The organism is uncultured Maricaulis sp. (assembly GCF_905480005.1).
In the GTDB taxonomy this organism is placed as follows: domain Bacteria; phylum Pseudomonadota; class Alphaproteobacteria; order Caulobacterales; family Maricaulaceae; genus Maricaulis.
Genome location: NZ_CAJQOO010000100.1, coordinates 1 through 16262, shown reverse-complemented (window position 1 = coordinate 16262; position 16262 = coordinate 1). Strand labels below are relative to the sequence as shown.

Here is a 16262-nt window from a genome sequence, read left to right as displayed (position 1 = left end):
GCCGGCCTTGAAGCCCGCGGCGACAATATCTTCCTGGAAACCGCCGCCTCCGGTGCCGCCAATACCGGCACACCGGGCTCGCCGGGCTTCGGCTCGATCCGCCAGGGCTTCGTCGAGACCTCGAATGTCAATTCGGTGTCCGAGATCACTGCCCTGATCCAGGCGCAGCGCGCCTATGAAATGAATGCCCGCGTCATCACCGCTTCGGACGAGATGATGGCCGCTTCGTCCAACCTTCGCTAACGGGAGAGACTGATGATCCGTACAAGCCTCATCGCCCTCGCCTGCCTCACCACGGCACCGTTGGCCACATCTGCAGCACTGGCCGGCGAGCCGGTCGTGCTGCGCGAGACGATCCGCGTCGACGGCGCCCAGATCACCTTGGGCGATCTGTTCGACATCACCGGAGCGCAAGCCGACATCGTCGTCGCCCGCGCCCCGTCACCGGGCAGCCGAACCGCGCTGGACGTCAATTACATTCGCCGCATCGCGCTGGAGAATGATCTCGACTGGGCCAATGCCGCCGGCCTGCGCCGCCTGTCCATCGAACGGGCCAGCCGCGTGGTCTCCGCCGACATCCTGACCGACATGCTGGAAGGCGAGCTCTTCGCATCCGAAGGCCGGGTCCATGACGTGCAGCTGTCGAATTCGGCGATGGCCCTTCATGCACCGCTCGACAGTGCTGGCGGTCCGGAGATTCATGATCTCAGCTTTGACAGTCGCTCCGGCATGCTGGCTGCTGAAATCGCGCCCTATCACGGCGCCCAGACCGTCCGGGTTACCGGCCGGGCCTATGTCACGATCGATCTGCCCGTACTGGCACGTCCCGTCGCGGCGGGTCAGGAGATCACGGGCGCCGACATCGCCTGGATCAGCCAGCGCGCCGATCGGCTGCGTCCCGATGCCATCCTCGATCCCACAGATATGATCGGCATGGAAACGCGCCGCGCCCTGCGCCCGAACGAGCCACTGCGCGGCTATGACCTGCAACGCCCGCTCATGGTCGAGCGCGGGGATCTGGTCACCTTGATGTTTGAAGTTCCCGGCATCCAGCTCACCGTGCGCGCACGGGCGATGGAGGATGCCGCCGACGGCGAAGTCGCACGCTTCGTCAACCTGCAATCGAACCGTACGGTCGAGGCCCTCGTCGATGGCCCGGGCCGGGCCCGCGTCGGCACCTCGCCGACCGCAAGCTTCTGATCGAGGAGGTCAGCTCATGATCCGCAAATTCACCGCTCTCGTCCTCGCCTCACTCGCCCTGCAGGCCTGCGCCACCGATCGTCTGTCCTATGTCGGTCAGGCCCCGCCCATGACGCCAATCCAGAACCCGGCCGATCTCGCCGGCACCGGACCGTCGCAATTGCCGATGCCGATGCCGCGCATGCCGCAGCAGCGCTATGCGCAGAATTCGACCGCCAACAATTCGCTCTGGAATGCCAATTCGCCGACCTTCTTCGGAGATCCGCGCGCTGACCAGGTCGGCGATATCGTCACCGTCAATATCGATATCTCCGACAGCGCCCAGCTGAACAATACGACCAACCGCTCGCGCACCTCGGCCGAAGACAGCGATCTGACCAATTTCCTCGGCGCAGACCTGACCGGCTTCTTCAATGACAGTATCGATCCGACGTCCCTGACCAGCCTCGGCTCTTCGTCCTCACTGGCCGGAACCGGATCCGTCAACCGCACTGAAAGCATCTCGCTGACCGTGGCGGCCCTTGTCACCCAGGTCCTGCCGAACGGCAATCTGGTGATCGCCGGCCGCCAGGAAGTCCGCGTGAACAATGAAGTGCGCGAACTTCTCATCACCGGCATTGCGCGTCCCCAGGACATCGGATCGGACAATACGATCGCCCATACGCAAATCGCCGAAGCCCGCATTTCCTACGGCGGCCGCGGACATCTCTCCGACGTCCAGCGCCCCCGTTACGGCCAGGAACTCTACGACATCCTGATGCCGTTCTAGGACACGAGACCCCGCCACCATCGGGAACAACTGGGCCGTTACGCCAAGCGCGTGACGGCCCTCTTTTTTTGTGCGCTTGCGGTCTTGCCGGTCGCGCCGGGAACGCTAACGTCTCGAGCGATGTTACCGACCGTCTCCTTCCTGCCACGCCTGCGCGTCCGCACCTTCACCCTGGCCTGTCTCGGCCTGCTGGTCCTGGCCTATCTGTGCGTGCTGGTCCTTGCCGCCGCAGACTGGCCGGCCCTGGCCGGCCTGTGGCCGATCAGCTTTGTGGGACTGGCCGGCGCCCTCGTTGCCAATTCGACCGGGGTCGGCGGCGGCGTCGTCTTCGTCCCTGTGTTTTCGGCCCTGCGGGAAACCGGCCTGCTCGACCTGGGGCCCTCGCAGACAGTGGGGGTCAGCTTCTCGATCCAGTGTTTCGGCATGAGCGTTGGCGCGCTGACCTGGCTGAACCGCTACTACCGCCCCGATGTCCGGCCTGACGAGGTCGCGCACCGTCCAGTGGTCGGCCGGATCGTGATGATCACGCTCGCGACCGGCCTGCCCGCCCTGCTGGCGACCCAATACCTGGCCCGGATCAATGGCGAACTCGCCTTCCTGCTGTTCAAGCTCTTCTCGATCGCGCTGGGCTGCGCCCTCATCATCCAGGTCATCATCCTGCGTGGCCCGCATGCCGAGCGGGAGCAGCTGGAACGACTGGACCTTGTCCTGATCCCGATCATGGGCCTGGCCGGCGGCGCGGCAACCGCCCTGTTCTCGGTCGGGATCGGGGAATTGCTGGCCCTGACGCTATTCCTGCGCCGCTACCCGGTCGACATATGCGTGTCGACAGCGGTCATCGTGTCTGCGGTCACGGTCTGGACCGGCAGTCTCTACCATATCGAGGCCGGCCATCTTGAATGGGGTGTCCTTGTCTTCGCCGCCCCGGCCGTCGCGGTCGGCGGCTTCCTCGCGCGGCGACTGGCCCATGCGCTCGGCGGACTGCGCCTGAAGCTCATGACAGCGATCTGGATCATCGGCTCCAGCTCGGCGCTTCTGGTGATCTAGCCACCCGGTCACGTGCTGAATTGTCGAGCATGGCAAAGCCGGATTAAGCTTCCCGCCTGAACTGGGGAGGATCAGCATGACCGTGACCGCCGCGCTCCGCGCCATTTCCCGATGTCTGATTGGCCTGGCCTTCCTGGCCGTGATGCCCGGTGTTCGCGCCCAACCGGCCGCCGTATCATCGGAGGACTTCCAGGCGCGACTCGAAGACTATCGCGACCTGTTCATCGCTATCGACCTGGCCGACATGCGCGCCATCGGCGCCCAGATGGACGCGGCCATCGCGGCCTCACAATCCTGCCAGGCCGGCGACTGCCCCGACTTCGATTGCGCCGCCGCCACCTTGACCTTCCAGCAGGCGGGCGAGCTCTACATGCGCTTCGGCGCGCTCGAAACCGCCATCGACCACATGCACCGGCTCGAGGTTGCTCATCTGACAAACCTGCATCGCGAAGCCCTGCAGGCCGAGGAAGAGGCGGCCTATGAGCAGGAAGTCCTGTTCTGGCAATCAGCCGTCATCAATGTCTCCAGTGCGGTGATCCAGCTGAGCCTGTTGAGCGGTGACATCGATGATCTCGCCGGCAATGTCGGCACCATGTCGGCCCTCGAACTGGCCAGCTCGCTCGACGAGCATGTGCGCGATACCGAAGCGGCACTGAGCGACATGGCGGCCTTTCGACAAGGGGCGAGCGACCGCCTGCGATCGGTGACCGCATCCCTGGAAGCCGAGCTGCTCTCGCTCGGCGATCTCAAGTCGGATCTCGCCAATATCATCAGCGAGTTGCAGGCCAGTCCACCCGGCAGCAGACCGCCAATGGTGGGCAACGCCATCGCCATCGTGGGGCGCTCGGCGCGGGCGATTGGACAGGCCGCGCTGGAAATCCGGCAGGCCGAAGCCGATCGGCTGAGCCGCGAAGCCCATCGCGAGCGCAGCGAGGCGGAACAGTTTCTACGCCGTGTCCATGCCCGGACGCTGCAACGCGACTATGCCGCCCAGCTGGGCGATCGGGCGATGGCGGTCATCACAGGCCTCGGCCAGTGCGTCCGCGCAAGCTGCACTGCCAATCCTGTGGTCATGGCCGATCCACCCCGCATCCTGGTCAGACCCGACCCGGCCGATGCGGTAAGGCGGCCAAGGCTCGATCTCGACGTGCTGGAAGCCAATACCGGCGCCTTGCGGCGGATCGGGTTGCGCCTGTCGGCGGACTGGACCCGCCCGCAATGTGAGGTCCCCGGGACCGGCGCGGTCTCGGGCGCCGGGTCATCAGCATCGCCCGACCTGGACGCAATACTCGCCGGCGTCAGCCCGGACCCGTCCTGCACCGGCCTGGTCAATGTCGGGATTTGCGGCCTGCTGACACCGGAGCGGCGCGGCGAATGCGAACGTCTGGCACAGACGCCGATCATGGCCTGCTCACGCATGCCGGTGCTCGGGGCGCAATTTGCGGAGTCTCAGCCCGGTTCCGCCGCTTTCACCCATACCCTGGCCGCCACCTGCCGCACCACATGCACGCTGCAATACGGACTCGATGCCTATCTCGACCACCAGCGCGGTGTGGCGCTCGACCAGGTCACGGAGCTGGACCGGACCCATTTCGAGAATGGCGGCGATCCGGCGAATTCGGGCGATCTCGATACGGACGCGCGGGACATGCTGGACACGCTGCGTGATCAGCTCCGCGCAGGACGCATCCGAGCCGCCCGCGACATCCGATATGCCTATTACGATCCGGCCGAGGATATCTATGTTGAGCGCGATAGCCTCGCGAGCGACGCCGATGGGGGTCTGATTTACATCACCGCGTTTCCCGGTCTTGCACGTGGAGCGGAGGCGGCCCGGCTCGAAGCCCTCCAGGTCCAGATTGCCGCGCTGGAGGCACGCTTGCGCGACGGCGCATCCATCGCCCGGACACAATGGGGTGAAGAGGCGCGAGCCTTCTGGTCAAGCTATGGCAGTCATTTCCTGTTGATGTGCGGCGGCGCCGAGCTCGACCAGCGACTCAATGCCTGCCTTGCCCAATGCGAAGGCGGCGGCATGGGGCGCTATGATGCCTGTGCCGTGGTGGCCCCGGACCAGTCACTCAATCCGGGCCCGGCCCTCTACCCGCCCGGCGATCCGAGGCGCGACGAGATTCCGGCTTTCAATGCACGCGACGCGATGGCGGCACAGCAATAGCCGCGCTCGCCCCTTCAACGGACTGGAAGGCCGGGGCCTAGCTGTCGCGGTGGACGCGTTCCTTGCGCTCGTGGCGCTCCTGAGCCTCGAGGCTCATCGTCGCGACGGGGCGCGCATCGAGCCGGGCCAGCGAAATCGGCTCGCCGGTCTCGTCGCAATAGCCGTATTCGTCTTCTTCAAGACGGCGCAGCGCCTTGTCGATCTTGGAAATCAGCTTGCGCTGCCGATCACGGGCCCGCAGCTCGAGCGAACGGTCCGTCTCGGTCGACGCACGATCTGCCAGATCCGGCAGGGCGCCCATGTCTTGCTGGAGATTTGTGATTGTCGAACGGCTTTCCCGGAGGATGTCATCCTTCCAGGCCAGCAGTTTCCGACGGAAATACTCCTTTTGCCGGTCATTCATGAACGGCTCGTCTTCCGACGGGAAGTAATCCTTGGGCAATTCGATCGGTTCAGCTTCGCTCATCGCTTCCCACTCAACTCAACGCGGTATACCGCTCTCCCCCAGAAAGCGGGCGGAGAATATTCGCCGAGCGGCTCAAGTCAATGTGGAGACGCTGTTGCCGCACCATTCCTGGCAAGCAAATAGCGAAAAACCTTGAATGATTTGTGTCGAACCGGACAGGTCAGCTGAACTTTGCCAGCTCGACAGCCGCCCGCGTCTCGACCTCGTCGAGTGCGGCTTCGAGTCGCGCATCATTCGTGGCGTCGCGACGGGTCTGCAAAAGGTCCATCAGTGCGACCAGCTTGGCGCGGGGCAAACCGCCCTCCAGGAGCGCGATCTTGAGCTCATCAAGCATGTCCAGCATGTCGAAGGCGCGATCGGTCGCCTGCTTGCGGGCATGGGTGAAATCTTCCACGCCCTGAAGCGCCAGGATGGCATCCACCGATTGAACGGAGGAGACGGAACTGGCTGTCATCGACCCGGCCGTCTTGGTCGGCGTATCCAGCGAGAATCCCTCACCCGAAGCGCGCGACGTGGTCTTGCGCTTGCCGGCTGAAACGGAACTGGTGGAGCTGGGTCCGGAGACTTTCATGGCAGGAATCATTTCCTCGTGATGACGTCCAAGGGATGCGGCCGGGCCGATTAACAGAGCCTTAACTCGGGCCTCCCGATCGGCAATTTCTGCCGGTCCGGGATTGCAGGTGGCGGGATTTTCCGCCCCTGCGAGAGCCAACATAACCGCTAAAATATTGTTTTGTAGTGTTTTATTTTATTAACCAAATCCGCAAAACTGGCACGGCACTGGCAAGGTCGAACGCGAACACGTTCCGGAGACCGCAAAATGCGCCTGATCATCACCCTGCTCGCCGCCCTCGCCTTCGCCTCGCCCGCCACGGCGTCGTCGCGCATCAAGGACATGGTTGATGTGGAGGATGTGCGAGACAACCACCTGGTTGGCTACGGCCTGGTTGTCGGTCTCAACGGGACAGGCGACAGCCTGCGCAACTCCGCCTTCACCAATCAGTCGCTCAACGCGATGCTCGAACATTTCAATGTGAACACGCGGGAGGCCAACCTCAATACGCGCAATGTCGCGGCCGTCATGGTCACCGCGTCACTGCCGGCCTTCTCCTCGCAGGGCAGCCGTATTGATGTGACCGTCTCGGCCATCGGCGATGCCTCGAGCCTGCAGGGCGGCGTCCTGATCGCCACCCCGCTTTTCGACAGTAATAGCCGCGCCTGGGCCGTCGCCCAGGGATCGCTGGCAGTTGGCGGTTTCGAAGCCGCTGGCGATGCCGCCGTGATCACGCGCGGCGTGCCAACCTCCGGCCGGATCGCCAATGGCGCACTTATCGAGAACCCGTTTGAAGGCACCGGGATCGATCCCTGGGCCGCCCTCGCCAATCGCGACACGCTGCGCCTCTCCCTGCGCAATCCGGATATCACCACGGCGCGCCGCATGGCCGACGTCATCAATGCCTATGTCGGGCCGGGCGCCGCTCGCGCGTCGGATCCGAGCACGGTGACCCTGCAGCGCACGGCCCAGTTTGACGGCGACATGATCGACCTTCTGGCGGAAGTCGAGCAGCTGCGTGTCGAGGCCGACATCCCGGCCCGCGTCATCATTGACGAGAATACCGGCACCATCGTGATGGGCGAGAATGTCCGCGTCTCCACAGTCGCCATTGCCCAGGGCAATCTGACCATCACCGTCACCGAGAGCCCCATCGCCAGCCAGCCTGCGCCCTTCGCGCAGGGCGAGACCGTGGTCCTGCCGCGCACGGATGTCTCTGTTTCAGAGGACAATATGCAGCTCGGCGTGCTCGACGGCAGCGTCTCGCTGAGCCAGCTGGTCGACGGCCTCAATGCGATGGGCGTCAGCCCGCGCGACATGATCACCATCCTGCAGGCGATCAAGGCTGCCGGCGCCCTGCAGGCCGAGATCGAGGTCCTGTAGGATGGATAGTCTGCTCGAACTCCAGCTCGCCAATGCGGCCGGCGCCGGTCGCGCCCAGGGCACACCGAATATCGGTGGCGCCCGCAACGAGACCGAGGCCCGCGCAACGGCCGAGGAATTTGAAAGCTTCTTTCTCTCGCAGATGATCGAGCAAATGTTCTCGCAAGTCGGTGAGGAAAATCCGTTTGGCGGCGGACCGGGCGAGCGCGCCTTCACCGGCCTGCTGCATGAGGAATACGCCAATGTCATGGCCCAGGCCGGTGGCCTCGGCCTCGCTGACCGCCTGACATCTGAAATCCTGCGCTATCAGGAAACCGGGGAGATCTAGACAATGACCGAACTCGCTGCCGGCAATCCGGCTGAACGCGCCGAGGGCCTGCTCAAGCTGACCCGCCGGCTCACCGACCTCATCAATGAGGAAACCCGCCTCTTCCAGGACCGTCGCCCCCAGGACGCGCTCAGCCTGCAGGACGAGAAGTCCGAGCTGGCGAATATCTATCGCGCCGAAGTGGCTCGCGCCGGCAAGGAGCCGAGCCGGTTTGCCGGTGCTCCGGCCCCGATCAAGGCTGCCCTGCGAGAGGCAACCACCAATTTCCATGAATCCCTGGCCGAGAATGGCCGGATTGTCGGGGCGTTGAAGACCGTCACCGAGGGTGTGGTCAAGGCGATCGCCGATGAAGCCTCCCGGCAGCGCTCCACAGCCGGCGGCTACGGCCCCGGCGCGGCACAACAAGCCGGCCGCGGCGGCAATTTCGCCATCGCGGTCAACCGCACCGCCTGACCAGCCGACGATCCTAACGCATTTACGAGGCGGCTTCCGGCTGGCATTCCAGCGTCAGGGGAGCCGCCTCATGCCTATCAGTCCACCCGACACGCCTGATGATGAGATCCCGGTCCGGACCGCCTATCGCGCCTGGGCCGCCATCTATGACGACAATGAGAACCGCACGCGCGACCTTGACGCGGCTTGCCTCGCCTCGGCCGGCCTGCCTCTCAAAGGCGCAAAAATCGTCGAGTTCGGAGCCGGGACCGGCAAGAATACGGCCTACCTCGCCCGGCATGCTGCCAGCGTGGTGGCGATCGACATCTCACCGGAAATGCTGGCGAAAGCCCGGGCGCGCAGGCTGGGCGATCATGTCACCTTCCTGGAACACGACATAAGCCGAGACTGGCCGCTCGCAGCGGGATCGGCGGACATCTTGATTGGCAATCTGGTGCTCGAACATGTCCGCGACCTGTTGCCCGTCATGGCCCAGGCGGCTCGGACCTTGCGTCCGGGCGGACGCCTCTACCTGTCAGAGCTTCACCCCTTCCGGCAATTGGCCGGCAGCCAGGCCCGCTTCGACCAGGCCGATGGCAGCACGGTGCGGGTGGAGGCCTATTATCATGGCGTGTCGGATTATCTGGCCGCCGCCGAAGCGACCGGGTTTTCGCTTCTAGGGCTCGAAGAGCCGATCGAGACCGGGGCGAGGGTCAGCGCCGAAACACCGCCACGCCTTCTGGTCCTGAACCTGGTGAAACGCGTCTAGAGGAAGAGCCCGGCCTGTCCGCTCGGCCCTGAATTCAATCGCGCCAGGCCAGCCTGATAATTGGCCAGCTGGGAATTGTAATAGGCCGGAACCGTGCCGCCCTTCTTGCCCGCCTGCGGGCCTTTCAGCAATTCCTTCAGGGCCGGGTCCAGGGTCAGGTCCCGATAGGCGCGCTGGATTTTCGACAGGGCATCCTGAAGGGCCTCCATCGCCGTCTCGGCAGAGTCCAGCTCCTTCAGGGACATGGTCTGCGGTAGATCGAGCGCGAACAGGGGCGGCCCGTCCGTTGTCTTGTCATCCTTGTCGAGCAGAGAGCCGTTATTGACGATGGCGCCCGGCGCGATGCCCAGGGATTTGAGAAGGTCGCGGCCCGCACCACCGGCAAAGAGCTCGATGGTCGAGCCCTCGGCCGCCTTGATACGCAGCATGTCGCCCTCGCTGGATCGGCGCACATCGGCGCTCCCGTCGAGGACCAGCTTGGCGTTGATCTTGAAGGTCAGCGACCGCATCGTATCGTCGGCATCGATCGAGATCTTCTTGCGACGGCCGCCATCGACAGAGAGATAAAAATAGTCGCCATCGCGCGCCGAACTGCGGTCGGTCACGACGCGACTATCGGAATAGGTCAGCGTGCCGGTCGGCAGACCCAGCGCGTCGAGAACGCTGTCATCGGTTGTCGACAGGGCGATACCCTTGGCATCAGCCAGGCCGCCGCGACCGGAGACCTGGGTCGACCAGTCCAGCGCGCCCGTCGTGGCGTCGAGCTGCGCCGCAAAGGCGTCGCGCTCCCCGATCAGGGCATCGCCATTGATCCCGCCCAGCGTCTTGCCGGCGATGTAGAGCTTGCCATTGTTGACCTGGATACCGGCCGCGCCGTCATCCTTGTCCGAGCCGACAAAAGTCAGGAAATCCGTGGTCGGCGTGCCGCCATCGCTCAGCTTCATCACGAAGGCGTCGCGGATTCCGCCGGCATGGGCGCTGACCGGCGCGGTCGGAGCGAAGCCATCGCCCGCGGCGCCGGTGACATAAATGCCGCTCGCATCGATCGCCAGACCGCCGATACGGCCATCATCGAGACTGCCGAAATCATGTTCCCAGATTGCCGCGGAGGTGTCGTCGGAAACATCAAACTTGCGCAGGACAGCCCGGCCATCCTCTTCGCTGGCGACCACCAGATTGCCGTCCTCGGCGATGGCGATAGCGGCGACATTCTCGTCACCCGTCGAGCCGACACGCCGGGTCCACAGAGTCGAACCGCTGGCATCGATCGCCCGCACATAGCCATCCGTATTGCCGCCCTCATGGGCATCATCGCCAAAGGCGCCGGCGGATTTGCCCGCGACATAGACCGTGCCGTCATCGCCGATGGCGACCGTCCCGGCCTGGTCATCCTTGGTGCTGCCGAACCGCTGGGTCCATTGCTCGACGCCGCTGGCCGAGAACTTCACGACCACATTGTCGGAGCCGCCGATATCCGTACTGTCACCCAGACCGCCCTCAACCTTGCCGGCGACAACGACATTGCCGTCCGAATCGGCGGCGATCGACAGGCCTTCGGCGGTCTCGGCTGCGCCGAGCACACGGCTCCAGACGCGATTTCCCGTGGAATCATACTTCGCCAGCACCAGGTCCTGCTCGCCCTTGAGCACCTGGCCGTCCGTCGAGGCTGCGGTGTGGCCCACGACGAAAATGCCGCCATCGGTGGAGGCGGTCGTGGCGTGGATTTCGAGCGGATTGTCTTCCTGCTTGATCCGGGTCTCGCCCTCTTCGCCCCCGACAACAGCGACTTCGGTCTCGTTCGGGTCGGCACTGAAGCGCGTGGTATAGCCGGTCTGCGGATCGCCGCTGGCCAGGTCGGTCAGCTTCACCACCTGCCCGCCGGCACTGTCATTGATCCCGGACACGCCGGCGAAATAGAGCGCCGGCTCGGCGGCACTGGCCGAGAAGGAAATGGTCTCGGTCGACACGCCCTGGATCAGGAAGCCGTAATTGTCACCCGGCACGACGCCGACATCATTTTCCTCGCCGATCTTGGTGCGCTCGAAGCGCGAGATCACGCCGGCCGCTTCCAGCTGCGTGTTGATGTGATCGGAGATATTATCGAGATTGCGGGTCGTCGCGCCCATATCGGCCAGATTGATGTCGATGGTCTGGGTGACGCCGCTCTTCTTGACCGAGACAGAAAACTGCACATCCCCGGTCAGGCTCGCGACTTCGGCGTCGAAATCACCCTTGTGGATCGTGTCGGTCTTGTACTGGGAGGTGCCGCGCGCGATCGCGACCTCACTTTCGATCTTGGTGAGCTCTTCGCCCTTCAGCAGGGTCAGTTCCTCGAGGTCCAGATCGTCAAAAAACCCGTCGAACTGGGCCAGGCCGGACTGGAAGCTCTTGTCGAGGAAAGACCGGCGCGTGTCCGCCGTGGACTTGTCCATGGCTTCTTCCGCCAGCGAGGCCAGACGCTTCAGCCCCTGGTGCAGCGAGAAGAGTTGCTTGTGGTCACTCGGCGCATCGAGGCCGGAAAATTCGCGATCAGGATCATTGAAGAAAATGCCGTTGGCGAGGACCTTGCGGCTCATCTCTTCCAGCGTCATCAGGTTCGGAGACCCGATCTCCCAGGGCGCCGGCGCCTTGGGTTCCTGAGAGCGTGCGGACGCACCCGACGACAGTGCCGACGAGGAGGCCAGCGAGGCGCTGATACGTGAATTGTACCACCCCGTCAGAAGGCCTGCATTGAGTCCGATCACGCTCACGGCGAGAATCCTTTTTTCCTGACTGCCGACAGTGCGCCTGAAACACGAAGAAAGTGTTGCGAAACAAGGTAAATGCGATCGAGACAAGTGGAGAGATCGCCAAGCATGGCAGGCTAATCCGGCAAGCCTGCTCATGGCGCCGAAAATCTGCTAGCCTGTGCGTGCTTCGACAGGCCTAACCCACCGTTAACCTTGGCGGCGCAGCGTCGGTCACTGGATACGAATCGCGAGGCCCAGCATGTCGGACAAGACAGCGCCCGAAACGCCTTTCGAGGAAATGATGAATCAACGCTCCTTCCTCGATCCGCGCATGCCGCTAGACGGCAAAACCATTCTCGTCACCGGCGGGACGGGTTCGTTCGGCCGCAAGCTGACCGAGACCATCTGCGCCGAGTACAAGCCGAAAAAGCTGATCATCTTCTCTCGGGACGAGCTCAAACAGTATGAAATGGCTCAGGATTTCTCGCCCAGCGATTATCCTTTCCTGCGCTATTTCATCGGCGATGTGCGCGATGAGTCGCGACTCGACCAGGCCATGCGTGATGTCGATATCGTCATCCACGCGGCTGCGCTGAAACATGTCCCGATCGCCGAATACAATCCGTTCGAATGCATCAAGACGAATGTGATGGGTGCCGAAAATGTGGTTCGCGCGGCGATCAAGCGCGGCGTCAAACATGTCTGCGCCCTGTCGACGGACAAGGCCGCCAACCCGATCAATCTCTATGGCGCCTCGAAACTGGCTGCGGATAAAATATTCACCGCGGCCCAGCATATGGGCGGTGAAGGCGGACCGGTCTTCTCCGTTGTGCGCTACGGCAATGTCGTCGGCTCACGCGGCTCGGTCATTCCCTATTTCCGCCGGCTCATCGATAGCGGCGCCCAGGAATTGCCGATCACGGACCCGCGCATGACGCGCTTCTGGATCACGCTCGACCAGGGCGTCAACTTTGTCCTGTCCAGCCTGTCCATGGCTCGCGGTGGCGAGATCTTCGTGCCGAAGATTCCATCCATGAGCACGGCCGATCTGGCCCGCACGATGGCACCGCATCTGCCGCACAAGGTGATCGGTATCCGTCCGGGCGAGAAGCTGCACGAGATCATGATCCCGGAAGACGATGCCCGCACAACGATCGAGCTCGATGACCGCTTCGCCATCCTGCCAGCCCACGGGGCCAAGGTCACAGCGCGCTATATGGCATCCGGCGGGCATCTCGTCCCCGACGGGTTCAGCTACGCGTCCAACACCAATCCGGAACAGCTGACCGATGCGGCGCTGCGTGAACTGATCGGGATGGCGGCCGCGGCCTAGCTGCCCAGAACGTCCGACAACACCGAGACGACACGCGCCGGGTCCTCATCGGCCATGCCGACAAAGAGCGGCAGGGAAAGCGTGCGCGCATAATAGCGCCGCGCCCCCGGCATATCCGCCTGACCATAGCGCGCCTTGTAGAAAGGCTGGTCGCAGACCGGGATGTAGTGGACCTGGCATCCCACGCCCTGCGCTGCCAGCTCGGCCATCACCACGGCCCGGCTCTTGGCCGCCCCCTGAAAATCGATCCGGACCGGATAGAGATGAAGACAGGGGTCGCAGTCCGGCGTTCGCGCCAGCCCCTCAATGCCGAGATTATTCCCCGCCAGCGCCGCGTCATAAGCAGCGGCCAACGCCTGGCGACGGGCAGCAAACGCGTCGAGACGCTTCAATTGCGACAGCGCCAGCGCGGCCTGGATGTCACTGAGACGATAATTCCAGCCGAGCGCCTGCATTTCATGCCACCAGGGCTCATCGGCCTGGCGCTGATGCCGGTCGGTCTCGCGCTCGATACCGTGGCTGCGCAGGTTTTTCATCCGGCGCGCGAGCGCGGCATCATTGGTGGTGACCATGCCACCCTCGCCGGCCGCAATCGTCTTGACCGGGTGGAAGGAAAAGGTCGCTGCGCGCGAAAGCCGGCAATTCCCGACCGGCCTGTCCTGCCATTTCGAGCCGACCGCATGACAGGCATCCTCAACCAGCACAGCGCCGGCCTTCGCCGCCAGATCCGCCATCTCGCCCATGGCTTCGCACTGACCGGCCAGATGGACAGGCAGAGCCACCCGCGCCGCATCACCGGCTTCGTCCAGCGCTTTCGCGAGGGTCGCAGGCGTCATCAAACCGGTGTCGGGATCGACATCGGCAAAGACGACCTCGGCCCCGCAATACAGCGCCGCATTGGCCGTCGCCATGAATGTGATCGCCGGCACGATACAGATATCACCGGGCCCGACACCCTCGGCCGCGAGCGCGAGATGGAGAGCCGTGGTTCCATTGGAACAGGCAACGGCATGCCCGGCACCGACCGTGGCGGCAAAACTGGCTTCAAGCGCGTCGATGGACGGGCCCGTGGTCAGCCAGTCTCCGCGCAGAACGGCCGTGACCGCCTCGATATCGCTGTCGTCGATTGATTGGCGCCCATAAGGCAAGAAGGCCCTGGCCATCTGCAATACTCCCAGCCGCGGTGCCCGGCGGCACGGCGTTCAAGCGCGATGATGCCGGAAATCATGGATTGAGTCGCCCAAACGGAAACGGCCCCCGGAAACCGGGAGCCGCGCCGTGGTGGTGGAGGTCGTGTGACGGGTTAGCCGCCGAACAGGTTGAGGATGATCTGCGGCTGGCCATTGGCGATCGACAGCGCCTGGACACCCAATTGCTGTTTCACCTGCAATGACTGGAGTTTCGCACTTTCAACCGCGAGGTCGGCATCAACGAGATCACCGACACCCTTGGTCAGCGAGTCCATCAATTTGCCGACGAAGCTCGAATGCGCTTCCAGCTTCTTGGTATCAGACCCGAGATTGGCCAGCGCCTGGTTGACGTTCTCGAGCGAGGTCTTGATGGCGGCAACCGCATTGGTTGCCAGTGTCACCGAGCCAAGGCTCGCAGTCGCGGCAATGGTGACGATGGCGCCGCCAATGGTCATGTCCTGCGCCTTCAGCGTGACCGAGCGGGCCGCGTCAGCATCCGCCAGGAACTCGATGCCACTGGTGATGGAGCCATCGAGAATGTTGGCACCGTCGAACTCGGCGTTCTGCAGGATGCCGCTGATCTGGTCGAGCAGCGCCTTGAAGTCCGCGTCATAGGCCTGGCGCGAGAAGGTATCGAGAGACGGGTCCATGGCGGCGGTGGCTTTTTCGCGCATCTGGACAAGGAGGTCGGAGATGGACTCGCCGGCAGCGAGGGCGACATCACCGATTGTCGACGCCCGATCGAGACCGCTCTGCACCGCTTCCAATGCGCGGATGTCGGCTCGCATGCCCTGAGCGACGGCGTAGATGGCCGCATTGTCCTTCGCGCCGCTGATCTTCAGGCCGGTATTGATACGGTTCTGAACGCCCAGCATGTCGTCATTGGTCTTGTTCAGGTTCTGAAGAGCGATCATGGCTCCGGTGTTGGTATGGACGCTCATCGTCATGCGACATTCTCCCGCGTTTCATCAAACCGCCATTCAGCGGCTGTTCGAAACGGGATGCGCAAGAGGCGTGCCGTTTTGGCACGCTCGATAAAAACGTTTTAAGTCAAATGCTTGATATATGATTGTGACGTTTGGCTTGCGCCGTTTGACCACGCATTGCCGGGACACATGTGCCCGGGGGGTCAAAATTTGCCGAGTCAGCGACCCGGCGGGACCTTCAGATCAGGCCCGTCGATCGAGCAGGCCGCCCGTGCGCGTACGCAGGAATTCCATGAGGTCGGCATGCTTTTCCGGCGGCCAGCGCCGGACCGTTTCGCCCGTATCCTGATCGACCATCAGATAGATATAGTCGCCGGACGTATTGTCCTGGAGGATTTTCAGGCGTGAATTGCCAAGCGTGTCTGCGGCAAGGCGCTCGATATCAGCGGGACTGTCTTCCGGACGATTACCGGTCTGCGCGCTGCGATCGCTGTCCTGTACAGGCTCCACCCGCCGCACGGCTTCGCGTGGGCGGTCAGTTGATATGTCTCTGTTCTCGTTGATGGGTGTGACGGGAACAGATCTAGGATTGAACCCCGTTTCTGCCATTTTCCTATTCGCTGACGCGGAGGCATCAGCGCCTCACTTAATCTTCGCGTCAACCGCGGAGGCGGGTAGCGGAGCCAGGCTCCGCTACCCAATCCGTGATTAACGGAAGTAACCCAGGATCGTGCTCGGTGCCGAGTTGGCGATCGACAGTGCCTGAACGCCAAGCTGTTGCTTGACCTGCAGGGACTGAAGCCGTGCACTCTCTTTGGCCAGATCCGCATCGACCAGGTTGCCGATACCCTTTTCCAGGGCGTCAGACAGCTTGCCGACAAAACCCTTGTGGATCTCGAGCGAGCTGGACGCGGTGCCGAGCTTGGCCAGCGATGCGTTCAGGTTGTCGAGAGAGGTTTCGATC

At 63.5% G+C, this 16262-nt stretch carries 17 protein-coding genes; 10 read left to right on the top strand and 7 right to left on the bottom strand.

Annotated features, from left to right (window positions below; all coding sequences use genetic code 11):
* The 5 genes from QZ266_RS09115 to QZ266_RS09095 form a co-directional block, all read left to right on the top strand.
* On the top strand, positions 1–243 hold a 243-nt coding region (locus QZ266_RS09115), incomplete at its 5' end, for a flagellar hook-basal body complex protein (protein ID WP_295694247.1).
* A gap of 12 nt (positions 244–255) precedes the next feature.
* Positions 256–1200, top strand: coding sequence for a flagellar basal body P-ring formation chaperone FlgA (gene flgA, locus QZ266_RS09110; protein WP_295694244.1), 945 nt, complete (start codon positions 256–258; stop codon positions 1198–1200).
* A 16-nt stretch (positions 1201–1216) separates the two neighbouring features.
* The gene (flgH, locus tag QZ266_RS09105; protein WP_295694241.1) at positions 1217–1969 is read left to right on the top strand and encodes a flagellar basal body L-ring protein FlgH; all 753 of its coding nucleotides are present in this window, start codon (positions 1217–1219) and stop codon (positions 1967–1969) included.
* Between the two features lie 120 nt (positions 1970–2089).
* The gene (locus QZ266_RS09100; RefSeq protein WP_295694238.1) at positions 2090–3016 is read left to right on the top strand and encodes a sulfite exporter TauE/SafE family protein; all 927 of its coding nucleotides are present in this window, start codon (positions 2090–2092) and stop codon (positions 3014–3016) included.
* Between the two features lie 76 nt (positions 3017–3092).
* The gene (locus QZ266_RS09095; protein WP_295694236.1) at positions 3093–5189 is read left to right on the top strand and encodes a hypothetical protein; all 2097 of its coding nucleotides are present in this window, start codon (positions 3093–3095) and stop codon (positions 5187–5189) included.
* Positions 5190–5226: 37 nt separating this feature from the next.
* Here the strand turns inward: QZ266_RS09095 and dksA are convergent, their stop codons facing one another.
* Both dksA and QZ266_RS09085 read right to left on the bottom strand, forming a co-directional pair.
* The gene (gene dksA / locus QZ266_RS09090) at positions 5227–5655 is read right to left on the bottom strand and encodes an RNA polymerase-binding protein DksA (protein WP_295694233.1); all 429 of its coding nucleotides are present in this window, start codon (positions 5653–5655) and stop codon (positions 5227–5229) included.
* 160 nt (positions 5656–5815) lie between these two features.
* Positions 5816–6226, bottom strand: a complete 411-nt coding sequence (locus QZ266_RS09085) for a flagellar assembly protein FliX (RefSeq protein WP_295694230.1) — start codon at positions 6224–6226, stop codon at positions 5816–5818.
* 249 nt (positions 6227–6475) lie between these two features.
* Between QZ266_RS09085 and QZ266_RS09080 the strand changes: the two genes are divergently transcribed.
* The 4 genes from QZ266_RS09080 (at position 6476) to QZ266_RS09065 (ending at position 9120) form a co-directional block, all read left to right on the top strand.
* On the top strand, positions 6476–7591 hold the full coding sequence (locus QZ266_RS09080; RefSeq protein WP_295694227.1) for a flagellar basal body P-ring protein FlgI: 1116 nt from the start codon (positions 6476–6478) through the stop codon (positions 7589–7591).
* Between the two features lies 1 nt (position 7592).
* Positions 7593–7919, top strand: a complete 327-nt coding sequence (locus QZ266_RS09075) for a rod-binding protein (protein WP_295694224.1) — start codon at positions 7593–7595, stop codon at positions 7917–7919.
* A gap of 3 nt (positions 7920–7922) precedes the next feature.
* Positions 7923–8372, top strand: coding sequence for a flagellar basal-body protein FlbY (locus tag QZ266_RS09070; RefSeq protein WP_295694222.1), 450 nt, complete (start codon positions 7923–7925; stop codon positions 8370–8372).
* 70 nt (positions 8373–8442) lie between these two features.
* Positions 8443–9120 carry a class I SAM-dependent methyltransferase gene (locus tag QZ266_RS09065; protein ID WP_295694220.1) on the top strand — a complete coding sequence of 226 codons (678 nt, stop codon included), beginning with the start codon at positions 8443–8445 and terminating at the stop codon, positions 9118–9120.
* Here the strand turns inward: QZ266_RS09065 and QZ266_RS09060 are convergent.
* Entirely contained in the window at positions 9117–11870 is a 2754-nt protein-coding gene (locus QZ266_RS09060) for a hypothetical protein (RefSeq protein ID WP_295694218.1), read from the bottom strand. The genes QZ266_RS09065 and QZ266_RS09060 overlap by 4 nt on opposite strands.
* Before the next feature lie 280 nt (positions 11871–12150).
* Between QZ266_RS09060 and pseB the strand changes: the two genes are divergently transcribed.
* Positions 12151–13182 carry a UDP-N-acetylglucosamine 4,6-dehydratase (inverting) gene (gene pseB, locus QZ266_RS09055; protein ID WP_367178227.1) on the top strand — a complete coding sequence of 344 codons (1032 nt, stop codon included), beginning with the start codon at positions 12151–12153 and terminating at the stop codon, positions 13180–13182.
* On the opposite strand, the gene pseC is transcribed toward pseB, so the two are convergent.
* From pseC to QZ266_RS09035, 4 genes are all read right to left on the bottom strand, one after another.
* On the bottom strand, positions 13179–14345 hold the full coding sequence (gene pseC / locus QZ266_RS09050; RefSeq protein ID WP_295694212.1) for a UDP-4-amino-4,6-dideoxy-N-acetyl-beta-L-altrosamine transaminase: 1167 nt from the start codon (positions 14343–14345) through the stop codon (positions 13179–13181). The two genes, pseB and pseC, sit on opposite strands and share 4 nt — an antisense overlap.
* 140 nt (positions 14346–14485) lie before the next feature.
* Positions 14486–15319 carry a flagellin gene (locus QZ266_RS09045; protein ID WP_295694210.1) on the bottom strand — a complete coding sequence of 278 codons (834 nt, stop codon included), beginning with the start codon at positions 15317–15319 and terminating at the stop codon, positions 14486–14488.
* 222 nt (positions 15320–15541) lie between these two features.
* Positions 15542–15808 (bottom strand): flagellar protein FlaG, encoded by a 267-nt coding sequence (locus tag QZ266_RS09040; RefSeq protein WP_295694207.1) that lies wholly within the window; start codon positions 15806–15808, stop codon positions 15542–15544.
* A gap of 198 nt (positions 15809–16006) precedes the next feature.
* A partial coding sequence (locus tag QZ266_RS09035; protein ID WP_295694204.1) for a flagellin occupies positions 16007–16262 on the bottom strand: 256 nt, incomplete at its 5' end.

Excerpts from the sequence above, each read along its gene's own strand:
- QZ266_RS09070 (WP_295694222.1), top strand. The coding sequence starts at position 7,923 with ATGACCGAACTCGCTGCCGGCAATCCGGCTGAACGCGCCGAGGGCCTG.
- QZ266_RS09075 (WP_295694224.1), top strand. The coding sequence starts at position 7,593 with ATGGATAGTCTGCTCGAACTCCAGCTCGCCAATGCGGCCGGCGCCGGT.
- dksA (WP_295694233.1), bottom strand. The coding sequence starts at position 5,655 with ATGAGCGAAGCTGAACCGATCGAATTGCCCAAGGATTACTTCCCGTCG.
- flgA (WP_295694244.1), top strand. The coding sequence starts at position 256 with ATGATCCGTACAAGCCTCATCGCCCTCGCCTGCCTCACCACGGCACCG.
- QZ266_RS09080 (WP_295694227.1), top strand. The coding sequence starts at position 6,476 with ATGCGCCTGATCATCACCCTGCTCGCCGCCCTCGCCTTCGCCTCGCCC.
- QZ266_RS09100 (WP_295694238.1), top strand. The coding sequence starts at position 2,090 with ATGTTACCGACCGTCTCCTTCCTGCCACGCCTGCGCGTCCGCACCTTC.
- pseC (WP_295694212.1), bottom strand. The coding sequence starts at position 14,345 with ATGGCCAGGGCCTTCTTGCCTTATGGGCGCCAATCAATCGACGACAGC.
- pseB (WP_367178227.1), top strand. The coding sequence starts at position 12,151 with ATGAATCAACGCTCCTTCCTCGATCCGCGCATGCCGCTAGACGGCAAA.
- QZ266_RS09045 (WP_295694210.1), bottom strand. The coding sequence starts at position 15,319 with ATGACGATGAGCGTCCATACCAACACCGGAGCCATGATCGCTCTTCAG.
- QZ266_RS09065 (WP_295694220.1), top strand. The coding sequence starts at position 8,443 with ATGCCTATCAGTCCACCCGACACGCCTGATGATGAGATCCCGGTCCGG.
- flgH (WP_295694241.1), top strand. The coding sequence starts at position 1,217 with ATGATCCGCAAATTCACCGCTCTCGTCCTCGCCTCACTCGCCCTGCAG.
- QZ266_RS09085 (WP_295694230.1), bottom strand. The coding sequence starts at position 6,226 with ATGAAAGTCTCCGGACCCAGCTCCACCAGTTCCGTTTCAGCCGGCAAG.
- QZ266_RS09095 (WP_295694236.1), top strand. The coding sequence starts at position 3,093 with ATGACCGTGACCGCCGCGCTCCGCGCCATTTCCCGATGTCTGATTGGC.